At 62.9% G+C, this 23922-nt stretch carries 24 protein-coding genes and 1 tRNA gene; 16 read left to right on the top strand and 9 right to left on the bottom strand.

Annotated elements, in window-relative coordinates; translation table 11 throughout:
* Positions 1 to 12: 12 nt before the first annotated feature.
* Both F7R90_RS15520 and F7R90_RS15515 read right to left on the bottom strand, forming a co-directional pair.
* Entirely contained in the window at positions 13 to 804 is a 792-nt protein-coding gene (locus F7R90_RS15520; RefSeq protein ID WP_158058311.1) for a class I SAM-dependent DNA methyltransferase, read from the bottom strand.
* Between the two features lie 53 nt (positions 805 to 857).
* Positions 858 to 1775, bottom strand: coding sequence for a winged helix-turn-helix domain-containing protein (locus tag F7R90_RS15515; protein ID WP_158058310.1), 918 nt, complete (start codon positions 1773 to 1775; stop codon positions 858 to 860).
* Positions 1776 to 1903: 128 nt separating this feature from the next.
* Between F7R90_RS15515 and F7R90_RS15510 the strand changes: the two genes are divergently transcribed.
* On the top strand, positions 1904 to 3082 hold the full coding sequence (locus F7R90_RS15510; RefSeq protein ID WP_158058957.1) for an HD domain-containing protein: 1179 nt from the start codon (positions 1904 to 1906) through the stop codon (positions 3080 to 3082).
* On the opposite strand, the gene dps is transcribed toward F7R90_RS15510, so the two are convergent.
* Positions 3079 to 3903, bottom strand: coding sequence for a DNA starvation/stationary phase protection protein Dps (gene dps / locus F7R90_RS15505; RefSeq protein WP_158058309.1), 825 nt, complete (start codon positions 3901 to 3903; stop codon positions 3079 to 3081). The two genes, F7R90_RS15510 and dps, sit on opposite strands and share 4 nt — an antisense overlap.
* A gap of 138 nt (positions 3904 to 4041) precedes the next feature.
* Between dps and F7R90_RS15500 the strand changes: the two genes are divergently transcribed.
* Positions 4042 to 4260, top strand: a complete 219-nt coding sequence (locus tag F7R90_RS15500; protein ID WP_158058308.1) for a hypothetical protein — start codon at positions 4042 to 4044, stop codon at positions 4258 to 4260.
* Positions 4253 to 5284 carry a hypothetical protein gene (locus tag F7R90_RS15495; RefSeq protein ID WP_158058307.1) on the top strand — a complete coding sequence of 344 codons (1032 nt, stop codon included), beginning with the start codon at positions 4253 to 4255 and terminating at the stop codon, positions 5282 to 5284. The genes F7R90_RS15500 and F7R90_RS15495 overlap by 8 nt, the downstream gene beginning before the upstream one ends.
* Before the next feature lies 1 nt (position 5285).
* On the opposite strand, the gene F7R90_RS15490 is transcribed toward F7R90_RS15495, so the two are convergent.
* Positions 5286 to 5795: a hypothetical protein gene (locus F7R90_RS15490; RefSeq protein WP_158058306.1), complete on the bottom strand. Its 510-nt coding sequence runs from the start codon at positions 5793 to 5795 to the stop codon at positions 5286 to 5288.
* A 118-nt stretch (positions 5796 to 5913) separates the two neighbouring features.
* On the opposite strand from F7R90_RS15490, the gene F7R90_RS15485 reads away from it, so the two are divergent.
* Entirely contained in the window at positions 5914 to 6270 is a 357-nt protein-coding gene (locus F7R90_RS15485; protein ID WP_158058305.1) for a hypothetical protein, read from the top strand.
* Positions 6271 to 6763: 493 nt separating this feature from the next.
* Here the strand turns inward: F7R90_RS15485 and F7R90_RS15480 are convergent, their stop codons facing one another.
* Positions 6764 to 7933, bottom strand: a complete 1170-nt coding sequence (locus tag F7R90_RS15480; RefSeq protein ID WP_158058304.1) for a CBS domain-containing protein — start codon at positions 7931 to 7933, stop codon at positions 6764 to 6766.
* 318 nt (positions 7934 to 8251) lie between these two features.
* Between F7R90_RS15480 and F7R90_RS15475 the strand changes: the two genes are divergently transcribed.
* Complete coding sequence (locus F7R90_RS15475; RefSeq protein ID WP_158058303.1) at positions 8252 to 9463, top strand: RNA-guided endonuclease InsQ/TnpB family protein; 1212 nt, start codon at positions 8252 to 8254, stop codon at positions 9461 to 9463.
* A gap of 31 nt (positions 9464 to 9494) precedes the next feature.
* The gene (locus F7R90_RS15470) at positions 9495 to 9869 is read left to right on the top strand and encodes a cupin domain-containing protein (protein WP_158058302.1); all 375 of its coding nucleotides are present in this window, start codon (positions 9495 to 9497) and stop codon (positions 9867 to 9869) included.
* A gap of 6 nt (positions 9870 to 9875) precedes the next feature.
* On the opposite strand, the gene F7R90_RS22730 is transcribed toward F7R90_RS15470, so the two are convergent.
* On the bottom strand, positions 9876 to 10001 hold the full coding sequence (locus F7R90_RS22730) for a hypothetical protein (RefSeq protein ID WP_267905097.1): 126 nt from the start codon (positions 9999 to 10001) through the stop codon (positions 9876 to 9878).
* A gap of 622 nt (positions 10002 to 10623) precedes the next feature.
* Here F7R90_RS22730 and F7R90_RS15465 point away from each other — a divergent pair.
* On the top strand, positions 10624 to 12681 hold the full coding sequence (locus tag F7R90_RS15465; protein WP_158058301.1) for a DEAD/DEAH box helicase: 2058 nt from the start codon (positions 10624 to 10626) through the stop codon (positions 12679 to 12681).
* A 3-nt stretch (positions 12682 to 12684) separates the two neighbouring features.
* Here F7R90_RS15465 and F7R90_RS15460 read toward each other — a convergent pair whose 3' ends face one another.
* On the bottom strand, positions 12685 to 12849 hold the full coding sequence (locus F7R90_RS15460; protein WP_158058300.1) for a rubrerythrin-like domain-containing protein: 165 nt from the start codon (positions 12847 to 12849) through the stop codon (positions 12685 to 12687).
* Between the two features lie 141 nt (positions 12850 to 12990).
* Here F7R90_RS15460 and F7R90_RS15455 point away from each other — a divergent pair, with 141 nt between their 5' ends.
* The 3 genes from F7R90_RS15455 to F7R90_RS15445 all read left to right on the top strand — a co-directional run bounded on the left by F7R90_RS15455 (position 12991) and on the right by F7R90_RS15445 (position 15351).
* Positions 12991 to 13278, top strand: coding sequence for a HalOD1 output domain-containing protein (locus tag F7R90_RS15455; RefSeq protein WP_158058299.1), 288 nt, complete (start codon positions 12991 to 12993; stop codon positions 13276 to 13278).
* Between the two features lie 122 nt (positions 13279 to 13400).
* Positions 13401 to 15212 carry an SLC13 family permease gene (locus F7R90_RS15450; protein ID WP_158058956.1) on the top strand — a complete coding sequence of 604 codons (1812 nt, stop codon included), beginning with the start codon at positions 13401 to 13403 and terminating at the stop codon, positions 15210 to 15212.
* A gap of 66 nt (positions 15213 to 15278) precedes the next feature.
* Positions 15279 to 15351, top strand: a tRNA-Pro gene (locus F7R90_RS15445).
* Between the two features lie 337 nt (positions 15352 to 15688).
* On the opposite strand, the gene F7R90_RS15440 is transcribed toward F7R90_RS15445, so the two are convergent.
* Both F7R90_RS15440 and F7R90_RS15435 read right to left on the bottom strand, forming a co-directional pair.
* Positions 15689 to 16375 (bottom strand): triose-phosphate isomerase, encoded by a 687-nt coding sequence (locus F7R90_RS15440; RefSeq protein WP_158058298.1) that lies wholly within the window; start codon positions 16373 to 16375, stop codon positions 15689 to 15691.
* Positions 16376 to 16401: 26 nt separating this feature from the next.
* The gene (locus F7R90_RS15435; protein ID WP_158058297.1) at positions 16402 to 16854 is read right to left on the bottom strand and encodes a hypothetical protein; all 453 of its coding nucleotides are present in this window, start codon (positions 16852 to 16854) and stop codon (positions 16402 to 16404) included.
* A gap of 210 nt (positions 16855 to 17064) precedes the next feature.
* Between F7R90_RS15435 and F7R90_RS15430 the strand changes: the two genes are divergently transcribed.
* The 6 genes from F7R90_RS15430 to F7R90_RS15410 all read left to right on the top strand — a co-directional run bounded on the left by F7R90_RS15430 (position 17065) and on the right by F7R90_RS15410 (position 23869).
* Entirely contained in the window at positions 17065 to 19116 is a 2052-nt protein-coding gene (locus tag F7R90_RS15430; RefSeq protein WP_158058296.1) for a hydantoinase/oxoprolinase family protein, read from the top strand.
* Positions 19113 to 20756, top strand: coding sequence for a hydantoinase B/oxoprolinase family protein (locus F7R90_RS15425; protein ID WP_158058295.1), 1644 nt, complete (start codon positions 19113 to 19115; stop codon positions 20754 to 20756). The genes F7R90_RS15430 and F7R90_RS15425 overlap by 4 nt, the downstream gene beginning before the upstream one ends.
* Before the next feature lie 156 nt (positions 20757 to 20912).
* Positions 20913 to 21059, top strand: coding sequence for a hypothetical protein (locus F7R90_RS22295; protein ID WP_192498336.1), 147 nt, complete (start codon positions 20913 to 20915; stop codon positions 21057 to 21059).
* Positions 21060 to 21063: 4 nt separating this feature from the next.
* Positions 21064 to 22056 (top strand): YeiH family protein, encoded by a 993-nt coding sequence (locus F7R90_RS15420; RefSeq protein WP_158058294.1) that lies wholly within the window; start codon positions 21064 to 21066, stop codon positions 22054 to 22056.
* A gap of 83 nt (positions 22057 to 22139) precedes the next feature.
* The gene (locus tag F7R90_RS15415) at positions 22140 to 23051 is read left to right on the top strand and encodes an ABC transporter ATP-binding protein (RefSeq protein WP_158058293.1); all 912 of its coding nucleotides are present in this window, start codon (positions 22140 to 22142) and stop codon (positions 23049 to 23051) included.
* Positions 23048 to 23869, top strand: coding sequence for an ABC transporter permease (locus tag F7R90_RS15410; RefSeq protein ID WP_158058292.1), 822 nt, complete (start codon positions 23048 to 23050; stop codon positions 23867 to 23869). The genes F7R90_RS15415 and F7R90_RS15410 overlap by 4 nt, the downstream gene beginning before the upstream one ends.
* The last annotated feature ends 53 nt before the right edge of the window (positions 23870 to 23922 follow it).

The raw sequence follows: 23922 nt of genomic DNA, 5'->3' as shown, positions 1-23922 counted from the left end.
CGGCGCTCCGCTTCAATCGTTTCGTTCGGTCTGCCGAGCGACGACGAGCGGCCACCCGTCGGCCCCTTCAAGGTCGATTCTCACGTCGGCGAACCCCGCGTCACGGACACGCTGTCGAATCTCCTCGGCAGTGAACGTTCGGAGCGACATCTCCTCGGTGACCTTGGCCGTATCGCCCGATTCGCGGTCGGCCAGTTCGTACGTAAATTCAGCGTCGAGGCGGTCCGGGTCCGTGTCGGAGTCGTGGTCCGAAGTCGTACTTCGGGACTGTCGCCGGACTCGAAACCGCTCGCTCTCGAACGTCTCGTCTTTCTCGTGGTCGTCCTCCATCCGCTCGGTCGGGAAGTAGTCGAACAGCGCGACGCCGTCCGGTTCGAGGTGCGCGCGGACGTTCTCGAATAACCCCCGAACCTCCTCGTCTATCGTCGTGTGACCGGTGATTCGTCCGAGTGCGACCACGGCGTCGAACGTCGCCTCGAGACTGTCTTGGGTCGCGTCACCGACGACGACCGACGTGTCGTCGGTTCGCGCTCGCGCTCGTTCGGCCATCGACTCGTGCAGGTCGAGACCGACGACCGTGTCGTATTCCTGCTCCAGTCGGGCCAGCAGTCGCCCGGTGCCACACCCGACTTCGAGGACGCGCTGAGCGTCCGGTGCGAGGTCGGTGACGAGGCGACACTGGTCGTCGTAGTCGAAGTGGCGCTCGTAGACGAAGTCGTACACTGGAGCTAGCGACGAGTACATGTGTCCTTCCTCGATGTCTTGGCTCCGCAGTGTCGCAATTACGTCGTCGAGACTTCGCATGCGAAGTCGGTTGCGCCGCCGCGGGAAATACGCTCGGGTGGTGTGTCACGCCGTCAGGATTCCATCTCCACCACGTCCAAGCTTCCGTCAACCACGACCCGGAGCGTTTCCCCACCTGCTTCCACGTCCACCGCGACTCGCCACCCCTCCAAGTCATCTTCCGAACCCACTTCCAGCACCTCCGTCAGATTGTCCGAAGAGACGAACTCAACCGCCCAAACTCGCCGCTCGGAGAGGTCTACGTCTCGCTCGTAGCAGAACGACACCACGGCCGGTTCGAACAGCAGGTGGGCACCGACCCGGGTGTAGTTGAACGCGCCGCAGTGGTCACAGGTTTGCAGTGCCAGCACGTCGTTGACCTCCTCGCCGCCGTACCTGTGGTCCTCGTCGAGTTCGAACAGGTGCGGCGGCATCTGTCCAGCGCAGTACGGACAGATGCGATTCGAGAGGGTCGAGAGGTGGTCTCGAATCCGCTGGTCCACGATTCGGAGCGTCTCGGTTTTCGACTCCGGCGCGAGACTGCTCGGCGGCAGGTGGCGGTGGTAGTAGTCGCTCTCGCAGTCCGGGCAGTCGATTTTGAAGATGAAGTTATCGTAGCGGCCTTGCATCGCTCCATCACAGACGTGACACGCCGCATCGAGGTCGAACCGCGGAATCGTCACGTCTTCGGTGTACGTTCCGGCCCGCATCGACTGGTAGACGCGCACGCCCGGAAACCGGAGGCGGTACCCCTCGTCTCGCTGTTCCACGAAATGCCCGACCAACTCTCCCAGATGGTAGTTGAACCGGCCGCTCTCCTCGATTCCCGCTCGGCGACGCAGTTCAGAGAACGGTATCGGTTCGACGCCCATCGGGTCGGCGGCGTCGCCGAGCGCCCGGACGATTCGCAGGCGCGTCTCGTCGGCCAGCAGCGTGAACGCGTCGTCGGGGTCCAGTTTCCCCTCGGTTTCGACGCGGAACGACTCTCCCATACCTCGCCTCGTTCGAGCGTCGGCGAGATTACGTTTTCGGGAGTCGCGTGACGCTTCGGGAGTCACGTGGCGAGTTCGACGGGCGCGTGACGACGGCGTTTTTACGCTCGCTTGCGAACGCCGAGGCCATGGAAGCCATCAAGGACAGCGTCCACGACCACATACCAGTCGGGGACCTCGCGGCCGACCTGCTGGAGACCCCGGAGTTCCAGCGGTTGCGCCACATCAAGCAACTCAGTACGGTGCGACTCGTCTACCCCTCCGCGAACCACACTCGATTCGAACACAGCCTCGGTGTCTATCACCTCGCGCGCCAAGCCCTCGACTGGCTCAGCATCGACGACGACCGAGCGAAGGCCGTCCGCGCCGCCGCGCTCCTCCACGACGTCGGTCACGGTCCCTACGGCCACCAGACCGAGGGCATCATCCAGCGACGACTCGGCAGACACCACGACGAAATCGAAGGCCTGCTCTCCGCTGGTGAACTCCCCGAGGTCCTCGAATCGCACGGTCTCGACCCTGAACGAGTCGCCTCACTCGTCGCGGGTGAAGGTGACCTCGGGCAACTCGTCGCCGGGGAACTCGACGTGGACCGCGCCGACTACCTCGTTCGGGACGCCTACCACACCGGCGTTCCCTACGGCACCATCGACCACGGTCGCCTGCTCTCCGCACTCAGAATTCGGGACGGGGAACTCGTCCTCGCGGAGGGCAACGTTCAGACCGCCGAAAGCGTCCTCGTCGCCCGTACCCTGATGAACGCCACGGTGTACCGCCACCACGTCTCCCGAGTCACTGGCGCGATGATAGAACGCGCCGGAGAGCGACTGTTGGACGGCGCGCCGCTCGACCCCGAGGAGTTCGCCCGGATGACCGACGACCGACTGCTCGCGGCGTTTCGCGCCCACGGAGCGACCGCCGAGACGGCCGACCGACTCGAACACCGGGACCTCTACAAGCGCGCGGTCTGGGCGGACCTCGAAGACGTAACGGAACCGGTCGTCACAGCGGACCACGAGACGGTTCGGGAGTTCGAGCGCGACATCGCGGCAGACGCTGGTGTCGCCCCGGAGTACGTACTGGTCGATACGCCCGGAGAACCCAACATTCCCGAGACCTCGACGCGAGTCGTCGTAGACGGCGAGATACGGCGACTCGCCGACGAGTCGCCGCTGGTCGAAGGGTTGCGGGCCGCCGGCCGTGCCCAGTGGCGCTTCGGCGTCTACGCGCCGGAAGAACAGGTCGATGCAGTCGGAAAGGCCGCCGAGCGGGTCCTCGGTCTCGACGCCTCCGCGGTCGATAACTAGGACATCGGTCCCCCTCCGTACCGTGGCTGCTGTGCGTGCTGTTGGCTGCCGACCTGCGAGACGTTCCACTGCTCTCTCGCGGTCTGGCCGACGCTCACCGGTTGTCCAGTAGTGTCTGTCTGCTGTCCAGTCTCACTGGTCTGTTGTCGGGCCACTCCGGTCTGTTGGCCCATCGCCGCTCCAACTGTTTGGCCGGTCTGTTGTCTGCCCATCTGCTCCTGTCCCGTCATCTGTCGATTCCCCGCCGTCTGCTCGGCCATCGGCTGGCTCCCCGTCACTTGTCCCGTCGCCTGTGGTGTCTCGACTCGCTCGCGGGCCTGCTGATGGGCTTCGAGGAACCACAGTTGTTTGTCGATTTCACGGGATAGTTCGGCGTACAGGTCGCCCGTGTCCTGGTCGCCGTAACTCATCGAGGCGTCGATGTTCGCTCGCAGGTTCGCGGCGTGAATCGCCACCCGTTCCACGAGTGCCGCGACGTACTCCGGTCCTGTGGTGACGCGCTCTGGTATCTCGGGAATTCGCGAACTCGACGCCGCCATTCGAACCGTGCCGGTCGCTTCCCCGCCCAGTTCGGTCGCGCGCTCGGCGATGTCGTCGGCGTGTTCTTCCAGCACTTCGGCTATCTCGTCGAACAACAGGTGGAACTGGTAGAAGTTCCGCCCCTTGACGTTCCAATGGGCGTACTTCAGTTGCGTCATCAGGTCCGTCGTGTCCGCGAGGCTCTGATTCAGTAGTTCGACGGACGAGGCTCTAGTCTGTGGTGACAGGTCGTTCGCGGTCCGGAACCAACTCTGCTGGTGCTGGCTAGGTTGTATGCTCATTGTTTCCCCCGACGCCGAGTGACGACGAGCGCGGAAAAGAAGGTTTTCGCAGGCGAGTGAGGGGTCTGACCGAACCGGGGCGAACTGCCTCGTACGGCGACAACTGCTTTCACGCTCCGTGTCGATTCCCGGTTGTCTATGGGGGACCACGAATGGGAGTACGAGACGCTCCGGCCGCCGCGGGAGGGGACGAAGAAAGAGGCTCGGGACCCGAAACGCCAACTGAACGAACTCGGCGCGGAGGGGTGGGAACTAACGGCGACCATCGAATACGTCGGCGGCGGGACGAAGTTCCTGATACTCAAGCGACCCGTCCCAGTGGCGAACGACGACTCCGTAGGGCAGACCGATGAGTGAGGGCGACGGCGAGAACGACCACGACATCAGCACCGCGAACACGATGCGCGAGCGGACGGACGAGAGTCGTCTCAAACTCCGCCTCCTGCTCCGGTCGAATCGCCTCGCCGTCACCGGCGTACTGGCGGGAACAATTTTCGTCCTCTTCGTGCTGTCCGGGCAGTTCGTCTTCCCAACGTTTCGCTCGACGGCGCTGTCCGGCGACGTGGTCGAGACCATCTTCTCGACGATGATCAGTGTCGTCGTCACCGGCACGACGCTCGTCGTCACTATCAACCAACTCGTTCTCTCGCAGGAGACCGGCCCGCTGGGCGACCAGCGTAAACGGATGAGCGACGCGATGGACTTCCGGACCTACGCTTCGGAACTGCTCGGGGAGACGACGCCGTCGGACCCTTCTACGTTCTTGCGGGCCATCGTAGACGTGAGCGAACAGCGGGCGAAGGTGCTCGGTGACGCTATCGCCGACAGCGACGACGCCGAACTCCGAGACGAAGTCGAGGAGTTCACCGACAGCATCACCGGGAACGCCGAGGAGGTCAAAGACGAACTTGACGGGGCGGAGTTCGGCACCTTCGACGTGCTGTTCGCCGCGCTGAACTTCAACTACTCGTGGAAAATCTTCCAAGTCGAGCGCCTCCGCGACGAGTACGAGGACGTGCTCACTGACGACCAGCGCGAGTCGCTGGCCGACCTCCGCACCTCGCTAGTGATGTTCGGGCCAGCCCGCGAACACGTCAAGACGCTGTACTTCCAGTGGGCGCTGGTGGACCTCTCGCAACTGATTCTGTACGCGGCGGTCCCCGCGCTCCTCGTCGCGGGCGTCATGCTCGGGTTCGTCGGTGGCGAGTCGTTCCCCGGTTCGACGCTCGGCGTGAGCAACCTGCTCTGGGTCGTCGCCGTCGCGTTCACGATTACGACGATTCCGTTCCTGCTGTTTACGGCCTACGTCCTCCGAATTGCGACGGTAGCGAAGCGTACGCTCGCCATCGGGCCGCTGATTCTGCGGGAGTCACAGCGGTGAGCTACGCTTTTTCGATTTCCAACTCGAAAGACCACTTCGCGATGGCTTCCCATTCCTCGACATAGCAACTCTCTTCGAAGGTGTACCGACCGGGCGGCAGACAACCATCGGCGCGGTGGTCAGTCCAGACTTCTGCCTCGCGGGAGAAGGTATCGCCAAGTTCGACTTCGTGGAACCACGCCGCGAGGTGGTATCCGAAGCCCTCTTCGGGTCCCTTGTCCACGCGCCAGCACTCCGGTCGCGTCTCGTCGCGGTCGAAACGACCGCTCGGAACGAGCGCAATCGTCTGGTTCGACACGTCATCCACCAGCGGGAGCGTCATCGTCGGCTGCTCGGCCCCACTGCTGATTGTGACGTCCTCGTCACCGACCCACTGGAGTTCGGCCCGAAGCGACGCCGGATCGTCCTTGGTCACCTCACTCCTTTGCATCTCGACGGAGAGTTCGGCGGGGATGACTGTCGGTTGGGAGACTTGGGAAACCGAGACCCGACGGAAAGGCGTGTCGGCCATCGTTGCTCGTCGGTTCCGCGTGTCAGACGATAAGCCTTGTTTCGACTCCCGCACGTCTCACGGACGAAAGTCTGAGCGAACCCTCAAGCACCTACAGTTCGAACGACGACACACGCAGATGGCTCGAACGCTCGAACTCCCCAACGGCGAATCCGTCACGAGCGAGGACGTGTTCTTGTACAACAACTACCCGTACCGGGTCGTCTTCGTGGACGACGAGGAGTACGAGTTCGAACTCTCGCCGCTCCACTGGGGCGGTGGCGACATGGACATCCCGTTCCGTGACCGGGAGGCGCTGGTCGAACAGTGGGGGTCGGAGTCGCGCGGGACGCTGACACCGACCGAGTGGGATCAGTGGCTGCGCGAGGTTCGCCACGACGACCGGTTCGGCGACGACGAACTCAGCGTACTCGCCCGGGAACTCCCGAATTCGGACGGACTTCTGACGAGATTTCGCCGTGCGCTCGGCTTGTGACTGGCGACGGGTTCGTTTTACTCCCCTTCTCGTTGTCTGCTGACTGTTTCACGCCGAAGGTCCTCTCAACCCTGCTCTTTGCTTCTCACGGTCGGGAGTTAGGCAACTACTTACGCAAAAATATAATATGTTAAACCATTTCACGCGTCCACGAAACCGTTCCGGCCGTCTTATGAACATACTCAAACACGTCCTGTTCCCGATAATAGAGTCCATAACAAAGTGGTTGGTCGGCATAGACCGAAGTGCGCCCGGCGGCTCGGGCGCAGAGCGTGCAACGCACGGCCACCCCCGACGTAGCCGGAGGCGCTGGTGATGGGCTGGCATCTCATCAACGTGTCACCAAACCTCCCACGAAAGTTCTCATTTCGGGACGCCGTCGATTCTCGCTATCTCCTTTCAGGACTGCACCACGCGCGGGGAACTCCCCGCGCGTTGGTTCTCAGGTACGCATCCAAGTGTGACCAGTGCCGTCGCTCCTCGACTAACGCCGTTACTGCGAAGGCTTCTCGACCGGCGTAACCTCTTCCATGCGGCCACTCTTCTGGATAATGTCGAAGGCAGTCAGCAGGTCTGTCCGCGAGATGATGCCCGCGAGTTCGCCGTCAGCGTCGATGACGAGCAGCCGACCGATGCCGTGCTGTTGGAGCTTCTCGAAGGCCGAGATGGCGTCGCCGGCCGCTGGAATCGTCTTCAGGTCGGTGGTCATCACGTCTTCGACTCGGTAGGCGTCGCGCTCGACCTGTGGCACCTCGCGGGCGTCCTCCAGCGTTATCATGCCGACGAGTCGGCCGTCGTCTAAGACCGGATAGCCAGTGTGTCGCTGGCGGAACATCGTCTCGAAGAGGTCCGCGATCGACGTGTCCGGCGAGACGACGTCGAGGTCGGTAGTCGAGGTCATCACGTCGCGCACGCGCACGTCGCGAAACGCCGTGGACATCACCGTCTGTTGGGCCTCGCTCGTCGCGCCGATGTAGATGAAGAACGCGATACCGATGAGGATGATGTTGAACTGCAACAGGCCGAACAGGCCGAGCAGGACGGCGAACATCTTCCCGACTTCGGCGGCGGTTCGGGTCGCGTCGGCGAACGACCGATTGCGCGCCAGCAGTGCTCGAAGGACTCGTCCGCCGTCCATCGGGAAGCCCGGCAGGAGGTTGAACGCCGCGAGGACGAGGTTCATCAGCGCGAGATAGCCGAAGATGAACCTCGCCGTCGGAAATCCGTTGGGAATCAGGAACAGCGCGAACACGTACGAGACGACGCCCAGCGCGATGCTGACAGCCGGTCCGGCGATGGCGATGGCGAGTTCCTGTCGCCAGTCTTCTGGTTGGTCGGTGAGTTGAGCGATGCCGCCGAAAATCCACAGCGTGATGGAGTTGATGGGGAAGCCGTAGCGCATCGCCACCAGCGAGTGGCCGAGTTCGTGCAACACGACGCCAGCGAACAGTCCGATGGCCGAGACTGCGCCCAGTATCCACGGCATCGGTCCTGCCGTGAGTGTCCCGTTTTGGAGGTCGATTCCCCAGAGTAGGTTGAGGATATCGACCCACTGGCCGACCTGTGAGCCGATAATCCACGCGAAGATAGGGAGTATCAGCAGGAACGTCAGGTCGAGTTTGATGGGAATACCGAACGCTCGACCGACCGTGAAGCTCCTCATACTCCCCTCTACTGTTGGAAGTATCTTAAGGGTGCGTGGTGATTTGGGGGGTCGCGGTGTGACGATTTGGGTGGCTCTCTCGAACGCCGAACTGCCTCGAACTGTCTCGAAGCGTCCTACCGCACCCAGCACGTGTCAGAAGAGCTTGGAGGCTGGGTGGTCGATATCTCGCACCTCTAGAACGCAGTGGCTTTCAGGATAGCGGTTTTCGAGTCGTTCGATTCTCTCTCGACTCTCGTCGTCCGGCGAGAGACAGTCTGACGTACCACCTTCTAACCCAAAGTATTCAAGACCCCACCTGAGACATGGACGTATACCGTGGCGGACACCGAGTATTTCAGACGGACGGCGGTTACCGGTCTCTCTGTCGGACCCGCAGAAGCGGAGCGGCTTCGCGGACTTATCGAAGAGTGGAAACGCGGCTGTCAACTCGCGGTCAACGAGGCGTGGGGTGTCTGTCACACCCGGAGCGAAGTACAGCAACTCGCCTACGACACGCTCCGCGAGGAGACGACGCTCGGGAGCCAGCACGTCGTGTTGGCGACTCATCGAGCCGCGGAGGCTATCAAGCGTGCACAGGACCGAGACGGCTCGAAACCGGAGTTTACGAGCCCGTCGGTCACGTTCGACACCCGGACGATGACCGTTTTCGACGACCGGACGGTCAGTCTGACGACGACCGACGAACGCGTGCGTTGTGACCTCTCGCTTTCAGCCGACGGTGGCTATCAAGCGCAGTTTCTAGACGACGAGCAGTGGGAACCCGCCAAGAGCACCCTCCACTATCGCGACGGCGAGTTCGTCCTGCATTTGGGATTCCGCACGCCGCGCCCGGAAGTCGAACCACCGACAGAGGGCGCGACCGTCTTGGGCGTCGATTTGGGCGTCGAGAACCTCGCGGTGACGAGTACCGCCCGATTCTTTTCGGCGGGCGAACTGAACCACCGCCGCGAGCAGTTCGAGCAAGTCCGGGCGTCGCTTTCGGCGACCGGAACGCGGAGCGCCTCGCGCACGCTGAAGCAAGCAGGCTACAGCGTGGACCAGTTCGTCCGCGGACGACTCCACGAGGTGGCGAACGGCATCGTGGACGAAGCCGAGCAGTACGACTGCCAACTCGTCGCGTTCGGCGAACTGAGTGAGGTCGTAGACATCCTGCCCGAAGCAGACCCGTTCCACGAGTGGCTGTTCTCCCAACTGCTCTCGCTGGTAGAGTACCGCGCCGCAGCGCGCGACATCTCGGTCGTGCAAGTCAATCCGGAGTACACGAGCCAACGCTGCATGGAGTGTGGCTTTACCCACCCGGAAAACCGAAATCTGGACGAGGGGCAGTTCGAGTGCCTGAAGTGCGAAGCCTCGGCCAACGACGACTACAACGCCGCGAAGAACATCGCGTTCCGGTGTGTGCGCCGTGGCCCGCTCTCCTCCCGTGGTCTCGGTGCGTCGGCCTGCGCGCTTCGCTCGGGTCTCATCAGTCCCAACGACGGATTCACGCCGTACGCGGAACTCACGGACGCACCGCGGTCTGATTGACTTTTTGTACCCGCCGTTCGTAGCGAGGTGTATGAGCCAGACACCCAAGCCACTGGTGCGACGCGCAGACGACATCGAGTACGAGTCGGTCGGTGCCGCGGAGGGCATGTCGAAGGGCGTCCTCATCTCCGAGGAGCAGGGCGCGCCCCACTTCGCAATTCGGCGGTTCGAACTGGACGCAGGTGCGGAAGTACCGAAGCACACCAACGAAGTCGAACACGAACAGTACGTCCTCGAAGGCGAGTACGTCGTGGGAATTGATGGAGAGGAGTACACCGTCAGCGCGGGCGACTCGCTACTCATTCCGGCGGGTGTCGTCCACTGGTACCGCAACGAGGGAGACGACGCTGGTGCCTTCCTCTGTGCGGTTCCCAACGGTAACGACGAGATAGAACTGCTGGAGTAGGAGAAACTACTCGCACTCCGGAAGCGAGACGACGGCGTCTATCTTTGCCGAAATCCACGCCTCCGGTACCGAACGGTCCTGTATCCGGACTATCGGTCGTCCGTCCTCGCTGTCTTCGATTTCGAGTTGCACTTCGTCGTCGAACCGCCCGGGTAATCGTTGATTGTGACGCCCTCTCATGGTTTCGATGCGCTGTTCATCCCGCGCTTACCCCGAGACGGCCTTTGTTATTTGCCGGTTGTAGGAAGGTATTCTGAGAATAACTCCTGTCTCAAGACGTTATTTTGAGCTTATACTGGGTTATTGTCTCATTTCCTCCGACAAAGGTCGCGGGAGATCGCTTCTTTCTGAGCCGGGAGGCCTGATCGTCCGCAGTTGTTGCTGATTGCAAGACAAACGCTGTTACTGCTCGATTTGTCAGTCGAACAGCCTAGGTGAACCGCAGAACGCCGTCACAAAGGAGACCACCCCCGCACAGCACCGCCTCAGCCACACGCCTCCCTTCGCTCCCTTCGGTCGCTTCCTCCGACTCCGAGTCGCGTAGTCGGGTGGAGAGGGACGTGGCAGTCGCGTGCGTTGGCGGTGCTGTGCGGTTGCGGTCTCCTCGGTATCGGGAGTAGCTAGCTTCGCCGGGGTCTCATCTTACTCGCTGTCGCTCTGTCCCTTTCCAACTCGCTCCTCCGAACGCCACGCACTCCCGAACACCAACCGCCATTCCGAATTGCTAAAATAGCGCCAGCAACTACCCACGAGCGTGTCAAAGCAGGTCCCGCAGGTCGATACGCTGTTCCTCCACGAGTCGGTCAGCGGCGACTACGTCGCAGTCGTGAACCGAGACCGGGAGCGCGTGTTGCAAGCGAAGCTAGAGCTCAAGGAGACGAACGCCGGGCCGCGTCCGGCGAAGTTCCGCGTCCTCGAAGGAACGAGCGAGGAGCCACGGAGTCCCGACCAGTTTATCGAAATCGCTCGCAGAGCCGAGCGCATCCGCATCTCACAGCAGACTTCCGAGCAAGCACGCGAGGAGTTCCAAGAGATGCTCGACGGCTACCAACTGGACGCGAAGGCAGTCCGGACTTGTCGGTTCTGCGCCTCCGACGGCTACTACTCGCCGATTACGTCCGACACCGCAATCGACGCGGGTAAGGAGTACATCTGCCCCGACTGCGCGAAAGAGGAACTGGAACGAGAACTCGCCTTCCAAGGCGACTTGACGCGGGCCGCCAAGGACCGCCTCGAAGACCTCTTGCTGGAGGTCCAAGACCTCGAACGCATCACGAACCTGCTGAAAGGGCAACTCGACCCGGACCTGACGAAGTTCGACGAAATCAGCGCGAACGTCGAGGACGTGGACCCCGTTCCGGTCCCCGACTTAGACCTCCACCCCGGTATCCAGAACCTGTTGGAAAGCCGGTTCGAGGAACTCCTTCCAGTGCAAAGCCTCGCGGTGGAGAACGGCCTGCTCGACGGCGACGACCAGTTGGTCGTGAGCGCGACGGCGACAGGCAAGACGCTGGTCGGCGAGATGACCGGCATCGACCGCGTGCTGAACGGACAGGGCAAGATGCTCTTTTTGGTGCCGCTCGTCGCGCTTGCCAACCAGAAGCACGAGGACTTCGAAGACGAGTACGGCGACCTCGTGGACGTGACGATTCGCGTCGGCGCGAGCAGGGTCCGCGACGACGGCCACGCCTTCGACCCGAGCGCGGACGTGATAGTGGGGACCTACGAAGGCATCGACCACGCCCTTCGGACAGGGAGAAACTTGGGCGACATCGGCACCGTCGTCATCGACGAGGTGCACACGCTCAAAGAGCAGGAGCGCGGTCACCGTCTGGACGGCCTCATCGCGCGCCTGAAACACTACTGCGAGACCCGAGCGAAGAAGCAGAACGACTACGGCGGTGCCCAATGGGTCTACCTCTCCGCGACGGTCGGGAACCCCGGTTCGCTCGCCAAGTCACTCGAAGCCAATCTCGTGGAGTTCGAAGAGCGCCCGGTCCCGCTCGAACGCCACGTCACCTTCGCCGACGGCCAAGAGAAGCCCGAAATCGAGAACAAACTGGTCAGGCGCGAGTACGACCGGAAATCTTCCAAGGACTACCGCGGCCAGACCATCATCTTCACGAACTCGCGGCGGCGCTGTCACGAGATTTCCCGGAGACTGGAGTACAGTTCCGCGCCGTACCACGCCGGACTGGACTACGGCCGCCGGAAGAAGGTCGAGCGCATGTTCGCCGACCAAGATTTGGCGGCAGTCGTGACGACTGCCGCGCTCGCCGCAGGTGTGGACTTCCCGGCCTCGCAGGTCGTCTTCGACACGCTAGCGATGGGTATAGAATGGCTCTCCGTCCAGGAGTTCCACCAGATGCTCGGCCGCGCGGGACGCCCGGACTACCACGACCGCGGGAAGGTGTACGTCCTCGTCGAACCCGACTGCTCGTACCACAACAGCATGGAGATGACCGAGGACGAAGTCGCGTTCAAACTCCTCAAAGGCGAGATGGAGAACGTCGAGACCCTCTACGACGAGAGTGCGGCTATCGAGGAAACCTTGGCGAACCTCACTGTTGGTGGGTCCCAAGCCAAGCGACTCAACGGCCGGATGATAGGCGACGTGCCGACGAAACACGCAGTCGGCAAACTGCTTGAGTACGACTTCATCGAGGGACTTTCGCCGACCGACTTAGGCCGCGTCGTCACCACCCACTTCCTCGCGCCGGACGAGGCGTTCCGGATTCTGGACGGCGTCCGCAAGGAGAAGACGCCGTTCGAAATCGTCGCCGACCTCGAACTGTACGGCGACGAAGAGTGACCACTACGTATCGCGTCCACGACTGATGTTCTGCATCTCGCCGCCGCATTCGGGACAGTCGCCGGGGTTGTGTTCCGCTTGGGTTCGGTAACCGCAGTTCGAACACTCGAACGTATCGCGAGGCTGGTCGTTTGCGTCGGTAGTTTCGTTCGATTTTTCGGGTGCCATGCGACTCTGCGCGACGCGGAGCAACTCGTGCTTTCGGGCCGAGTTCATGCTTTCTATATCAGGTCTCAACCCCGTTTTCTGACGAACGTCTGACGCTCGTCTGCTCAACATTAATATATCATTCGGCCAAAATCAGCGTCAATGGGTACGGCAGAAACTGAAGTGGGATACGGTGTTTCAGCACCGTTGTACGAGACGCGACACGACGACGACACGTCACTCGGTGTAACGATAATCGACGCAATCGCGGCGGTCGAAGAAATCGACCCGATGTGCGAAGACCTCGGTCTGTACGAATCTGTAGATTTAGAGGCAGTCGAGACGCTGTTCGAACACCGGCCGTCCGGCGAGCGATGGCGGTTCGAGTTCACTGCTGGTGGGTACACCGTCATCGTGGACGGCGACGGTTTCGTCACTGTCTTCGAATAGTAGTTACTCATTCGATTCTCGACTCGTTGTCGCTCGCGCTTTCTCCGTCCCTCGTTCCCACACACTTTTTGACTGTTCGCCGAGTTGTAACGCTCGTGGTACTCGCCGAGTTGACGACGGGTATGCTCGTAGTGTTCGCCATTATCCTCGTCGCGCTCGTCCTGTTTGCGACGGAACCGGTTCCTATCGACATCACGGCTATCGGCATCATGGTGTCGCTGATGGTGCTCGAACCGTGGACGCAGGTGACGCCAGCACAGGGCGTTTCGGGATTCGCCAGCACTGCGACTGTGACGGTACTGGCGATGTTCGTCCTGAGCTACGGCGTCCAGCGAACCGGTGCGGTCCAGATTCTCGGCCAGAAGATTGCGGCGTTCACCCGCGACGACGAGACGAAGCAACTCGGCGCGACTATCGGCGTCGTCGGGCCGATTTCGGGGTTCATCAACAACACCGCCGCGGTGGCGATTCTGTTGCCGATGGTGACCGACCTCGCCCACGAGGGCAAGACATCGCCGTCGAAACTGCTCATTCCGCTGTCCTACGCGTCGATGTTCGGCGGCATGTTGACACTCGTCGGCACCTCGACCAACATCCTCGCGAGCGACCTCGTGGCCCGACTCGCCGCCGACCAACCGCAGGTCTTCCCGGAACTACACGCGTTCTCGATGTTCGAGTTCACCGGTCTCGGTCTCGTCGTCACCGTCATCGGCACGGTTTATTTGATGACCGTCGGGCGGTGGCTTCTCCCCGAACGAATCCCGCCGAAAGAAGACCTCACCGAAGAGTTCGAGATGGGGAACTACCTGACGGAAGTCGTCGTCCGCGAAGACTCCCCGCTCGTCGGCCAGACCGTCGGCGAGGCACTCACGGAGACCGACCTCGACGTAGACCTCGTTCAACTCATCCGCGACGGCCAAACGTTCGTCGAACCGCTCCGCCCGAAACAGATTCGCCCCGACGACATCTTCGCAGTTCGAACCGACCGGGATACGCTGGTCGAACTCCTCGACGCCGAGGGTCTCTCGCTTATTTCGGAGTTCGACGTGAGCGACGAGGAGTTAGAAGGCAACGATACCGAGCGAAGCCTCGTCGAAGTCGTCATCTCGCCGCGCTCCTCGCTCGTCGGCGAGACGCTCGCAACCGCGAACTTCCGGGACCGCTACGACGCCACCGTCCTCGCGCTCCGTCGCGGTCCCGAACTCATCCGGAAACGGATGGACCACACCGAGTTGCAAGTCGGCGACACCTTGCTGGTGCAGGCGACGCCCGAGAGCATCTCTCGGCTGAACGTCAATCGCGACTTTATCGTCGCCCAAGAAATCGAGCGCCCCGACTACCGCGAGGGCAAAATCGCGCTCGCAATCGGTATCGTCGCCGCCGTCGTCGCGGTTGCGGCACTAAACATTCTTCCTATCATGGTCTCCGCGCTCGCGGGCGCACTGGTCATGGTCGTCACTGGCGTGCTGAAACCGCCGGAAGTGTACGACGCTGTCGAGTGGGACGTTATCTTCCTGCTCGCGGGCGTCATTCCGCTCGGCATCGCCATGGAGCAGACCGGCGCGGCGAACCTGCTGGCGGACCTCGTAGTCGCGAGTGCAGACTTCCTCCCCGCAGTCGCCGTTCTTGGGGTCTTCTATCTCGTGACGGCGATTCTGACGAACATCGTCAGCAACAACGCCAGCGTCGTGCTGATGATTCCGGTCGCCGCCGAAGCGGCCAGACAACTCGATGCCAACGCCTTCGCGTTCGTGCTGGCGGTAACGTTCGCCGCCTCGACGGCATTCATGACGCCTGTGGGTTACCAGACGAACCTCTTCGTCTATGGTCCCGGCGGGTACAAGTTCACCGACTACGTGAAGGTCGGCACGCCCCTGCAGTTGGTCTTCGCCGTCGTGACGACGGTCGGCATCGCGGCGATTTGGGGCGTGTGACTCTCGCACGCACGCTGGTTCCACAAACGAAACGTTTTACACGCACACCCGGCTACTGATGAACGCGGGATCGTGGGGTAGCTTGGTATCCTTTCGGCCTTGGGTGCCGATAACCCTGGTTCAAATCCGGGCGATCCCATTTTCCAGCGGCAAACTCGTGAGCGTCGCGTAGCGGCGCGAACGAACGCCGCCGCTGGAAAATGGCGTAACGAGGATTTGAACCCAGCAAGTCGCATGCCCGGACCGTCTTGCCCAGGTTCAGAATCCGGGCGATCCCATACAACCTTTTGCTGCGCTCCGAAACGCGAGCCGTCGGCTCGCGTTTCTCCGCTGGCAAAACGTTGATGAAAAGCACTGCGCTCCTCCCGTTGGTCGTCGCTTGGCCCGCTCGCTTCGCTCGCGGCACAAATACTTCGACCGACCGCACAGTCCCGCAATCGCACAGCACCACTACCGCATAGTACCGCACAGCAACGCTAATCCGCCACCTCGAACGCACTCGCAATTGACTCAAACCACTTCCGCTGGTCGTCGGCTTGCACCGCCGCAGAGGCCGCACCCGCTGCGTCCGCACCTAGTTCGAAGGCGCGCTCGACGTCGCTTCGCTCGCTGATGCCGCCGCCCAGAAGCACTCTCGTCTCCGGTGCAGTTTCTTCGACCATCGCCACGAACTCCCGGACGAGTTCGGGATTCGACTCGGGAAGCGAGTTCCCCGTCGCGATGTCGTCGGGATTCTCGAACAGGAGACAGTCGGGGTCGAACGAGAGGACAGCGCGCCCTTTCTCCAGCGTATCGACGCAGACGATGGTCTCCAAGTCGCAGTCTGTGCAGGCCTGTACAGTCTCCTCCATCTCTGCTAGCGTCGCTTGCGATTCCGGATGATTCACAACTACGCCATCAGCACCCGCTTTCCGTACTGTCTCGGGCAGAATCGCGCCGTTCCCCCGGCCCGTCCCACCGGCATCGACCGACTGTGCGACCACCGGGAGCGACGTGTTCTCGGCGACGAGTCGCAGGTCCGGCGTCTGTGGCGCGACGACGAAGTTGGCCGCCGTCGCCTCCTGTACTGCTTCGATGGTCTTCGCCAGCGCCACGCCGTCCTCGGCGCTCGTTCCGTCGTACACCTTGAAATTAACGAGAAAACTGGGGTAGGGGAGCGTCATCGCCCCCGACTTCACTCCGGAGCGTCTTAGGAGTGGTTCTCTGTGGGCTCTTCCGCTGTGGCGTCCGTGCCGCAGGTCTCGCAGTCGTTCTGGCTCCTGTAGTAGACGAGACCGCCCAACAGTCCAGTCGAGACGACGCCGAGCAGGGGCCGCAACGGGTCGAAGTACGTCATCAGCGCGGAACTGCTGAACAGTGCCAGCAGGAAGACGTTGTAGATAGGGCAACCGAACGCGAGGAAGCCACCGACCGTGCTTCCGATTGCGAGATGCCCCGATTCTTCTTCGCTCACCGGTCGCTGAGCGGCGTACACACCGACGAGGGCAGCCGTAGTGGTCAGAAACAGGTAGTCAAGCACGGTCCGTGGTATCATCCGGACGTAGAGCGGGTTCGGAATCAGCCCCGTGACGATGCCGAACAGAACGAACGCCCCGCCTCCGACTGCGACTCCCTTGCGGACGCGCCGCGGCTCCAGATTCATCTCTCGATTCGGACGATGAACGTCACGACAAAAACCACTGTGGGTCCGGGCAGGAACGTCCCTGGTCGGACAGTAGACGACGGTCAAGCTATGTAGTGAACGACTGTCGGGCGATACAAGTGGGTTCGACGGGTGGTCAAACGTAACGAGACACATGCAGCGACCTCACCCTCTCCGAGAGAACGTACGCACTTCCGGAGCGTGTCGAAGATGATCCCTCCCAGAATCGGCGTTGACGTGGGCGGCACGTTCACCGACGTGACTCTGCTCACGACCGACGGCGAACTGGTGACCGCGAAGGTCCCCTCGACGGCCGACCAGAGCGACGGCGTCCTCGACGGCATCGAGAAGGCCTGTGAGGCAGGCGACGTAGACCCCGCCGACCTGCGCGAGTTCGCGCACGCGATGACCGTCTCGACGAACGCCCTGCTCGAACGCGACGGCGCGAAGACCGCGCTCGTCACGACCGAGGGGTTCCGCGACGTGCTCGAAATCGGTCGCCAGACGCGACCGGACCTCTACGACTTAGACGCCGAGAAGCCAGACCCGCTCGTCCCGCGACGCCACCGCTACGAACTCGCCGAGCGGGCGACGGCGGAGGGAGTCAGGGCACCGGTAGACGACTCTGAAATCGACGCGCTCGCCGAACAATTGCACGCCGCCGACGTAGAGAGCGTGGCCGTCGTCTTTCTGCACGCCTACGCGACTCCCGAAAACGAGCGTGCGGTCGCCGAGCGACTTCGCGCCGAACTCGACGTGCCGGTGTCGGCGTCCCACGAAGTCCTCGCGGAGTTCCGCGAGTACGAACGCACGGCGACGACGGCAGTCGATGCCTACGTCACGCCGACAATCGACTCGTATCTCGGCCGTCTCGAACAGCGGGCACTCGATGCAGGCGTGCCAGCGCCCCGAATCATGCAGTCGAACGGCGGCATCACCGACGCGAAGACTGCCCGGTCGAACGCCGCAACGACCGCTTTGTCGGGACCTGCGGCGGGCGTCGTCGGCGCGAATCAGATCGCAGGCGAGACGACGAACGAACAGAATCTCGACGGTCTCGTCACGCTCGACATGGGCGGCACGTCGAGCGACGTGAGCCTCGTCCGCGAGGGCGCGGCCGAGCAGACGACCGACACGACGATAGCCGACGTGCCGATTCGACTGCCGATGGTCGATATCCACACCATCGGCTCGGGTGGTGGGAGCATCGCCCGAATCGACGCCGGTGGCGCGCTCCGCGTCGGTCCCGAGTCGGCGGGTTCCGAACCGGGTCCGGCCTGCTACGGCAAGGGCGGCACCGACCCGACCGTCACCGACGCGAACGTCGTCCTCGGCTACATCGGCGACACGGCCGCTCTCGGTGGGGAACTCACCATCGACGACGAGGCTGCACGCGACGCCCTCGAATCGCTCGCCGACGAAGCAGATCTCGACTCGGCGCGCGAGGTCGCGGCGGGCGTCTACGACGTGGCCAACGCGAACATGAGCAGAGCGGTTCGCTCGGTGACGGTCGAACGAGGATACGACCCTCGTGAGTTCGGACTGGTCGCCTTCGGCGGCGCGGGACCGATGCACGCCGCACCGGTCGCCGACGCCCTCGGTATCGACACCGTCGTCGTCCCGCTGGCAGGTGGCGTCCTCTCGGCGTACGGCCTGCTCGCGGCCGACGAACGCTACGACGAGGTTCGGACACATCTGGTCTCGCTGGGCGAGGCAGAAGGCGGCGAAATCGAGTCGATTTTCGCCGACCTCGAAGCGAGCGTCCTCGACAACTTCGCCGACGGAGCAGGAGACGCGGCCGACGCAGACGAAGCCGATGCGAGTGTCGAATACGCCGCAGACCTCCGATACGAGGGCCAGAGCTTCGAACTCTCGGTGCCGGTCGATACCGGCGGCGACGGCCTCGAACTGTCTCGACTCCGCGAGCGATTCCACGCCGCTCACGAGCAGGCCTACGGCTACAGCGTCGAGGAAGCAATCGAACTCGTCAACCTCCGGGTCACCGCGTCGATAGAAAACGAGACGACGAATCCGACCTACGAACCCGAGGGCGACAGCTATCGCGCCAGTCGAACCGCGTTCTTCGGTGGTGACGCGTTCGAGACGGACATCTACCGTCGGCGTGGGCTCGAAGTCGGTGCCGAAATCGACGGCCCGGCAGTGGTCGAGCAGGCCGAGAGTACGACCGTGATTCCTCCCGATTGGGACGGCGTCGTCCAAGGGGACGGGACGCTCGTCCTGACGCGAGGTGAGAAAAGATGAACGACGAGAGCGACGACACTGACCAACAGCACGATATCGACCCGGTAACCCTCGAAATCCTCCGCAATCAACTCGAAGGCATCGCCGAGGAGATGGGCCAAGTCCTCATCCGTGGCGCGTACTCGCCGAACATCAAGGAGCGCCAAGACTGTTCGGCCGCGCTGTTCGACGCCGACGGCCGGATGGTCGCGCAGGCCGAACACATCCCGGTGCATCTCGGCGCGATGCCCGCCGCGGTCGAAGCTATACGAGACAAAAACCCCGAACCGGACGAAGCGTACGTCCTAAACGACCCCTTCCTCGGTGGGACGCATCTCCCGGACATCACTATCGTCTCGCCACTCGCTCCAGAGGGAAGCATCGTCGGCTACGCCGTCACCAGAGCGCATCACGCCGACGTAGGTGGAATGACTCCCGGAAGCATGCCTGCTGGCGCGACCGAAATCTACCAAGAAGGCGTCCGAATTCCCGGTACGCGACTCGTTCGGGACGGCTCCGTCGAGGAGGACGTACTCGAACTGCTCGTGACCAACATGCGCAACCCCGACGAACGCCGCGCCGACCTGCGCGCTCAGCTCGCGGCGAACGAGCGTGCCGAAGAGCGAATCGGGGAGTTGCTCGCAGAGAGAGACTGTGAGGACGACTCGCTACAGCCGGTCTTCGACGCCGTCATCGGCTACTCGCGCCAGCGAATCGACGCCGAACTCCGAAAATTCCCGGACGGCACCTACCACGCCCACGACGTGTTGGAGGGCGACGGCGTCACCGACGAGGACGTGCCAATCGAAGCAACCATCACCATCGAGGAAGCCTCCGTCGCGGTCGATTTCGCGGGCACGGCCGACGAAGTCGCAGGCAACCTCAACGCGCCGCTCGCCGTCGCCAAGAGCGCGGTGTACTTCGCCGTCAGAGCCGTCACGGACCCCGAGATACCGCCGAATCATGGTTGCTACGAGCCAATCTCGATTTCCGCGCCCGAGGGATGCCTCCTCAACCCCACTCCACCGAGAGCAGTCGTCGGTGGCAACGTCGAGACGAGTCAGCGCGTGACCGACGTCGTTCTCGAAGCCTTCGGCGAGGCGGCCCCCGAGCGAGTCCCGGCGCAGGGACAGGGCACGATGAACAACCTCATCGTCGGCAACCGTGACGGTGACGGGTTCACCTACTACGAGACCATCGGCGGCGGGTTCGGCGCACGCCCAGAGAAAGACGGCATGGACGGCGTGCAGGTCGGCATGACGAACACGCTCAACACGCCCGTCGAAGCACTCGAATCGGAGTACCCCATGCGTGTCGAGGAGTACGCACTCCGCCCGGACAGCGGCGGTGCAGGAACTTATCGTGGCGGCCTCGGACTCGTCCGCTCGCTCACCGTCGAAACCGACGCTGTAGTCTCGTTGCTCACGGAACGCCGCAAGTACGGGCCGCGGGGTGCAGAGGGCGGCGAAGACGGCCAACCGGGCGTCAATCGAATCGACGGCGAAGAAGTCGGTGCGAAGACGACGAGAGAGGTCGATGCTGGCACGACCGTCTCGATTCTCACCCCCGGCGGTGGCGGCTACGGCGACCCAAAAGAGCGCGCGAAGTCGACGATCGAGGAGGATCGCAGGGACGAGAAGGTCGGAGAGTCGGGCGAATAGCCGAACATCTAAGTCATTATCACGATAATGATTATCGTAAGAATGACCCGCAACCGTGCCGCCGAACTCGCGCAGTTCGAACGTCGTTCGGTGGTATCGCGGTGAACCAACACGGCAGTCGCTGGCGATTGAGGACTACATTCGCGTAGGTCGAGTATGCTCGGGATACAGTGGCTACGAACGTATTTGGACGCTCTCGAACACGGCTGGAACTCCTTCGGACGCGGGTGGGACTCCCTCGGACGCGGTTGGCGCGCCGTGTTCTTTGGGCTTCTCGTCGTCCTCGTCTTCGCACTCCTCTAATCCGATGTCTCTCCGAACGCTCCTCCCCGGAATCGGCCTGTTAGTCGCTATCGGCGCGGTTAGCGAAGCGGTCGCCCACTTCGTCGGCGCGAACGCGTTGCTGGTCGCCGTCTTCTGTGGACTCCTGCTGGCTAACGGCTACGGGGTCCCGTCCCGATTCGAGTCCGGCGTCGAGACGTACAAACTCTGGCTCGAAACTGGCATCGTCCTGATGGGCGTTCGCGTCTCGCTGGACGCCGTCCTGGCGGCGGGCGTTCCCCTCATAGTCACCGTCGTCGGCATCGTCGCGTTCACCGTCGCAGTCGTCGAGGTACTCTCTCGGCGCGTGTTCGGCCTCTCCGACCGACTCGGGTCGCTGTTGGCGGCAGGGGCGAGCATCTGTGGTGTCTCGGCAGTCGTCGCCGTCGCTGGCAGTATCGACGCCGACGAGGAGAGCATCGCGTACGCGACCAGCACCGTCCTCCTGTTCGACGCCGTCACACTGTTCGCGTTCCCGGTAGTCGGCCGCTCTTTGCACCTCTCCGACCAACTGTTCGGCATCTGGGCAGGGCTCAGCATGTTCAGCACCGGCCCCGTCACGGCCGCGGGATTCGCGTACTCCGACGTGGCCGGCCAGTGGGCGACGCTCACCAAACTGACCCGAAACGTGTTGCTCGGCGTCGTCGTCGTCGCGTACTCCATTCGCTACACCGACACCGGCGGCGACTCGTCGGTGGGTCTCTCCCACCTCCGGCGCATGTGGCGTCGGTTCCCCAAGTTCGTCCTCGGGTTCGTCGCGCTGCTGGTCGCCGCGAACGTCGGTCTGCTCTCGCCCACCGACGTCGAACGAGTGTCAGTCGCGTACCACTGGCTGTTTCTGCTGGCGTTCGCCGGTCTCGGCATGAACACCGAACTCTCTGACTTCCGTCGGACGGGGCTTCGACCGGTCGGCGTGCTGTTGCTCTCGCTCGTCCTCGCCAGCGTGGTGTCGCTACTGGTCGCTCGGTTCGTCTTCTGACTACCGACGCTACGACTCCGTTTAGAGTGAACGACCGCTCGCCGGTGAGAAAATACTTGTCGCTCGACTTGGATGAACCGCGTATGGCCGCCATCGAACTCCGGTCCCTCCAGAAGCAGTTTGGCGACTTCGTCGCGCTCCGCGGCGTGGACCTCACCGTCGAGGAAGGCGAGGTGTTCGGATTCCTCGGCCCCAACGGTGCGGGGAAATCCACGACCATCAACATCATGCTCGACTTCATGCAGTCCTCCGCTGGGTCGGCGCTCGTCTTCGGACGCGACGCCCAGAAAGAGTCCCGCGAGATACGCCGCCGAACCGGTGCGTTGCTGGAAGGCTACGGCGTCTACCCGCGACTCACCGGGCGCGAACACGTCCAGCACGCTATCGAGACGAAAGACGCGAGCGACGACCCCGACGAACTGCTCGCCCGCGTAAACCTCTCGGCGGACGCGGACCGCCGCGCCGAAGAGTACTCGAAGGGGATGGCCCAGCGGATGGCAATCGCCGTCGCGCTCGTCGGCGACCCCGACCTACTCGTCCTCGACGAACCATCGACGGGACTCGACCCGAACGGCGCGCGAACGCTCCGGCGAATCGTCAGCGAGGAGGCCGCAGACGGCACGACCGTCTTCTTCTCCTCGCACGTGTTGGAAGACGTGCAGGCCGTCGCCGACCGCGTGGGCATCTTGCTGGACGGCCGCCTCGAAGCGGAGGGCAGTATCACCGAACTCCGTCGGCAACTCGGCGCGGGCACGACGCTCGAAGTCGAGGTGGGGTACGTTCCGAGCGGCTTGGTGGAACGCCTCCAAAATATCGAGGGCGTCCGAAACGTGACGACGGACGTGTCGAAAATCGCCGTCTCCTGTGAGGGCGACGGGCAGACGAAACTTGACGCGCTGACGACCGTCGCGGACGCTGGCGTCTTCCAAGACTTCGCAGTCCGGGAAATATCGCTGAGCGACGTGTTCTCCGAGTACACGGAGGCGAAGCGATGACGTGGCAGGACGTGGCCCGCCGTGACCTCCGGAGCGTCTATCGCTCCCGTCTCGGACCGGCCGTCGCCATCCTCACGCTCGCGTTCACCGTCGGCTCGGTCGCGCTCATGGCGTACCTCTCGAATGGGTATCGGCCCGACACGGACCAAGCCGTCTTGGTCCTCAGCTCGGTTCTCTCGTTCGTCGTCCCGTTGATGGCACTGTTGAGCAGTTATTCGGCCATCGTCGGTGAACGGACGACCGGGAGCGTTCGCTTCTTGTTGGGGCTCCCGAACTCGCGCGCAGAGGCCTTCCTCGGTAAGTTCGTGAGTCGTTCCGTCGTCGTTCTGGCACCGCTCGCTGCCGGGATGTTTGGTGCCACCGTCGTCGTCGAGGGGTTCTATCAGGGTGGGTCGTTCGCCGCCGTCCCGGTCATCGCACTCGTCTCCGCGATACTCGCCCTGTTGTTCGTCGGATTCGGACTGACCGCCTCCGCGATGGCGGACACGGACACACAGGCTGTCAGCCTCGCCGTCGGCATCTACGCCGTGTTGCGCGCCGGATGGCCCGTTGCTCAGTGGCTCGGAACGCGTCACTTGGACTACGCTGACCCGAAGCCTGAGTGGTACTTCTGGTTCGGACGGATCAACCCGCTGAACGCCTATATCCGCGTCACCGACGTACTCCGGCCTGAGATGTACCATCCGCTGATTACTCGGACGTCCGAACTCGACAGCGTGATACTCTCACCCGAGTTCGCGCTCGTGGTGCTCGCCTGCTGGACTATCTCCGTGCCGCTGGTCGGACTCGCCTACTTCCGACAGCGAGATATGTTGTAACGTCTCTTTCCGCTCGAACTTCCGTCCGAGTTCTATCGTCCGTTTCGGCCCTG

Source organism: Halorussus halophilus (assembly GCF_008831545.1).
GTDB lineage: Archaea > Halobacteriota > Halobacteria > Halobacteriales > Haladaptataceae > Halorussus > Halorussus halophilus.
Note: the sequence above shows the minus strand (reverse complement) of the source record. Positions and strands in the feature narration are given on the sequence as shown.

What these genes read in the sequence shown, in the direction of transcription:
- F7R90_RS15520 (WP_158058311.1), bottom strand. Translation starts at nt 804, where the DNA reads ATGCGAAGTCTCGACGACGTAATTGCGACACTGCGGAGCCAAGACATC.
- F7R90_RS15510 (WP_158058957.1), top strand. Translation starts at nt 1,904, where the DNA reads ATGGAAGCCATCAAGGACAGCGTCCACGACCACATACCAGTCGGGGAC.
- F7R90_RS15470 (WP_158058302.1), top strand. Translation starts at nt 9,495, where the DNA reads ATGAGCCAGACACCCAAGCCACTGGTGCGACGCGCAGACGACATCGAG.
- F7R90_RS22295 (WP_192498336.1), top strand. Translation starts at nt 20,913, where the DNA reads ATGCTCGGGATACAGTGGCTACGAACGTATTTGGACGCTCTCGAACAC.
- F7R90_RS15450 (WP_158058956.1), top strand. Translation starts at nt 13,401, where the DNA reads ATGCTCGTAGTGTTCGCCATTATCCTCGTCGCGCTCGTCCTGTTTGCG.
- F7R90_RS15410 (WP_158058292.1), top strand. Translation starts at nt 23,048, where the DNA reads ATGACGTGGCAGGACGTGGCCCGCCGTGACCTCCGGAGCGTCTATCGC.
- F7R90_RS15485 (WP_158058305.1), top strand. Translation starts at nt 5,914, where the DNA reads ATGGCTCGAACGCTCGAACTCCCCAACGGCGAATCCGTCACGAGCGAG.
- F7R90_RS15495 (WP_158058307.1), top strand. Translation starts at nt 4,253, where the DNA reads ATGAGTGAGGGCGACGGCGAGAACGACCACGACATCAGCACCGCGAAC.
- F7R90_RS15430 (WP_158058296.1), top strand. Translation starts at nt 17,065, where the DNA reads ATGATCCCTCCCAGAATCGGCGTTGACGTGGGCGGCACGTTCACCGAC.
- F7R90_RS15455 (WP_158058299.1), top strand. Translation starts at nt 12,991, where the DNA reads ATGGGTACGGCAGAAACTGAAGTGGGATACGGTGTTTCAGCACCGTTG.
- F7R90_RS15435 (WP_158058297.1), bottom strand. Translation starts at nt 16,854, where the DNA reads ATGAATCTGGAGCCGCGGCGCGTCCGCAAGGGAGTCGCAGTCGGAGGC.
- F7R90_RS15440 (WP_158058298.1), bottom strand. Translation starts at nt 16,375, where the DNA reads ATGACGCTCCCCTACCCCAGTTTTCTCGTTAATTTCAAGGTGTACGAC.
- F7R90_RS15480 (WP_158058304.1), bottom strand. Translation starts at nt 7,933, where the DNA reads ATGAGGAGCTTCACGGTCGGTCGAGCGTTCGGTATTCCCATCAAACTC.
- dps (WP_158058309.1), bottom strand. Translation starts at nt 3,903, where the DNA reads ATGAGCATACAACCTAGCCAGCACCAGCAGAGTTGGTTCCGGACCGCG.
- F7R90_RS15415 (WP_158058293.1), top strand. Translation starts at nt 22,140, where the DNA reads ATGGCCGCCATCGAACTCCGGTCCCTCCAGAAGCAGTTTGGCGACTTC.
- F7R90_RS15500 (WP_158058308.1), top strand. Translation starts at nt 4,042, where the DNA reads ATGGGGGACCACGAATGGGAGTACGAGACGCTCCGGCCGCCGCGGGAG.
- F7R90_RS15425 (WP_158058295.1), top strand. Translation starts at nt 19,113, where the DNA reads ATGAACGACGAGAGCGACGACACTGACCAACAGCACGATATCGACCCG.
- F7R90_RS15460 (WP_158058300.1), bottom strand. Translation starts at nt 12,849, where the DNA reads ATGGCACCCGAAAAATCGAACGAAACTACCGACGCAAACGACCAGCCT.
- F7R90_RS15420 (WP_158058294.1), top strand. Translation starts at nt 21,064, where the DNA reads ATGTCTCTCCGAACGCTCCTCCCCGGAATCGGCCTGTTAGTCGCTATC.
- F7R90_RS15515 (WP_158058310.1), bottom strand. Translation starts at nt 1,775, where the DNA reads ATGGGAGAGTCGTTCCGCGTCGAAACCGAGGGGAAACTGGACCCCGAC.
- F7R90_RS15490 (WP_158058306.1), bottom strand. Translation starts at nt 5,795, where the DNA reads ATGGCCGACACGCCTTTCCGTCGGGTCTCGGTTTCCCAAGTCTCCCAA.